This is a genomic window from Bacteroidales bacterium (assembly GCA_018334875.1).
Classification (GTDB): domain Bacteria; phylum Bacteroidota; class Bacteroidia; order Bacteroidales; family UBA12077; genus JAGXLC01.
Genome location: JAGXLC010000488.1, coordinates 1 through 2,902 on the forward strand (window position 1 = coordinate 1; position 2,902 = coordinate 2,902).

The following is a 2,902-nucleotide window of genomic DNA, read 5'->3' on the forward strand; positions in this document are numbered from 1 at the left end:
GAATAATATATGGTAAAGATATATTGGTGTTTACCTGGAGTGGCAAACCGGTTCTCCACTATTCTTTAGATAAAGAAATATGGGGTTTTAGCGTTAATGATAAAGATCAAACTCTTTATGGTATTACCAATTTACCAGAACCCGCCCTTATAAAGTTTAATCTTAGTCATAAATAAAAATATTATGGAAATTAATCAAAAAAATATTATAATATTACTACTATTAGTATTTACCTTCGTTAGTTGCAACCTAAAAGTGAACAACAAAAGAGATTTTAAAGAATTAGTAAATAAATATAGAAATAAAAAACTTATTACTATAATTCCCGATAGCGTATTTTATAATAAAGAATATATTGCTTTTGATCAAACTAATCTTTCAAATAATTCTAATTTGAAAATCATCACATATATAGACGGACGATGCCATGAATGCATTAAATCATTTAAACAATGGAAAAATTTGATAAAAATAGCCCAAAAGAATATAAATTTTAATATTCTTTTTTACGTAAAAACTAATAATGTAAATGAATTCAAAAAATATTATTATCCAAAAAGCCTTCATAATTATCCAATAATAATTGTTGAAAATAATAATATATTAAAAAAAAATAATTTAACAGACTTTGATGATCCAAAAACATTTCTGTTAGATAAAAATAATAAAATAATTTTAATTGGCAATCCTCTTCATGGTGACAAACTCATGAAACTATATAAGCAAGAAATTAACAAAAGACTAGAGAAAAATTAAGCATTTAAATATACTGTTGGATATAATTTTAAAACAAATAAAATAACCTAAAATGAGGTTTTGTAAGTGGGTAATCCAGCTTATAATGAAGAACTAATGTAATTATATAAGCAAGAGATTGAAAAAAGAATTGGAAAATAATCCTCTATGGTTGAATTGATAACTTTTCAGTAGTTGAGCAAGAGAATTCAGATATCGATATTTTTAGTAATGTCCAGAGGATCATAGCCCAAGTGCCTGATAACAAAAGCATGTTCATGAACAATGCACCAAGAGATGCATATATAAAATTTTATTTGACTCTCATCCTATTGGCTGGTATACTGGTCCTTTTTATTGTATGGACAGGCTGGTTAAAACCGGTTGGGTTAATTGGTTTGTTGTTGGTAATGGCAGTGTTCCCCGAAAAAACCAAAAAAATCCCAAGCGTCATACGCTCCAATTACTGGTTCAAAACTCCGCTCTACCTTATTTTAGCCTTTTTGCTGGCCATCTTTTTCCGGGTTTTTGTGGCCGAGGTGTATACCATCCCAAGCAGTTCAATGGAACAAACCCTTCTGCCGGGAGATAAGGTGCTGGTAAGTAAGCTCCGGTACGGGCCTTACCTGCCCGCTTCACTGAAAGAGGTGCCCTGGCTGAACGTGTTTTATTCCGGGAATAACCAAAAGCAAAGCAAATACCGGGAAACTGGCAGGCGCTTGAAAGTTTGCGGCCAGTTTCAAAGAAACGATGTAATTGTTTTTAAGCATCCTCAAAGTCACCAGGCATACATTAAACGTTGTGTGGGTCTGCCCGGAGACAGCCTGCGGCTTAGAGGAGAAACCCTTTATGCAAACGGAAAACAGGTGCAGCTTCCCCCTACTTTGAAACACGATTACCTGATCGATACACAGGCCAAGGAAAAGCTGAAGAGCTGGATGAAAAATCAAAATGCCAGTTTGAAGATCCTGCCCAAAGAAAAAATGAAAGCCAATCTGACCCTGGCTGCAAAAACAAAGCTCCGGGCTCTTCCATGGCTCGATTCCCTGGTACTGATGACCGATTCTGTAAAAAACCACGTGTATGAAAGGAAGGATCGGCCAAATTACAGGATTCTTCAACGGGAAGGCCGTTCCGGTCTTATTTATGGTGATAGTTTAAATACCGGCTGGAAAGATTTCAGCTTCGGCCCGCTGTACATACCCAAAGAAGGAGCAACAATCCGGCTGAATGAGAAAAATTTGGAGCTTTATCGGCATACTATAGAACGGCATGAAGGACATCAGATTAAGCAAAATAAGGAACAGATACTTATAGACGGAAACAAACGAGATCATTATCGCTTCACCCGCAACTATTACTTCATGCTGGGCGACAACCGCTGCCATTCATCCGATAGCCGTTCCTGGGGCTTCGTCCCGGAAAGCCATATCATCGGGAAGGCGGAATTTATCCTGTTTTCTAACTGGCACGGCAAAGTTAAATGGAAGAGATTTTTCAAGGGGATAAAATAATGGTCATTCGATTGTCAATCGGTGGTCATTCAGTCATTCGGTAGTTAGTTTGACAAAGTTTGACACAAAATACGTTTGAGGAGTTTGACAAAAATTGTCATTGGCTGTCATTTATGGTCATTGATTGTCATTTTGCGCCGTGCAAGCCCATAAGGTGGGGATTTAAAGGCGTATTAAATATATAAATAATGAAACACCTTGCAGCAAACCCGCGGGTAGTCAATCCTGCACGGAAAGGCTTGGTCAGCCACCGGAAGCGAGTTTTGCATCGTCATCAGAAATGGTGGCATGAAGCGTAAACAGCGACTGCTGAAGGTATGGGATTGAGCTTCGAAAGATTAATTAACTTGTTGGAGCATTAACTTTAATGACAGTTGGTGCAATATCAAAGCTGTGCTAATGACAAGCAGCCTTGATCCGACCGGAGTCTGAGACCATATCAAAGGCAGGAAAGGTTTGCATGGGAACACGGGAGAGCCTCCCGCCTCCACGCGTAAGGCGGTACTGGGTCAATCGCGCTAAAAAGGATCCGGGCATCGCAGGTTCATATTGTCACCTGTGGATGCGATAAGAAAAAGGCAATATCGCAGTGGTATCGCAGCCGAGGGAAAACCGAGGCCGAGAGACGGGCGGAGGCAGTCTTAGCATCCCCA

General features: G+C 38.5%; 2 protein-coding genes. Both read left to right on the top strand.

Annotated elements, in window-relative coordinates; all coding sequences use genetic code 11:
• Positions 1–183 precede the first annotated feature (183 nt).
• A complete protein-coding gene (locus tag KGY70_20270) occupies positions 184–756 on the top strand; it encodes a hypothetical protein (GenBank protein ID MBS3777540.1) in 573 nt (190 codons plus the stop codon).
• 257 nt (positions 757–1,013) lie between these two features.
• Positions 1,014–2,249, top strand: a complete 1,236-nt coding sequence (gene lepB, locus KGY70_20275) for a signal peptidase I (GenBank protein MBS3777541.1) — start codon at positions 1,014–1,016, stop codon at positions 2,247–2,249.
• The last annotated feature ends 653 nt before the right edge of the window (positions 2,250–2,902 follow it).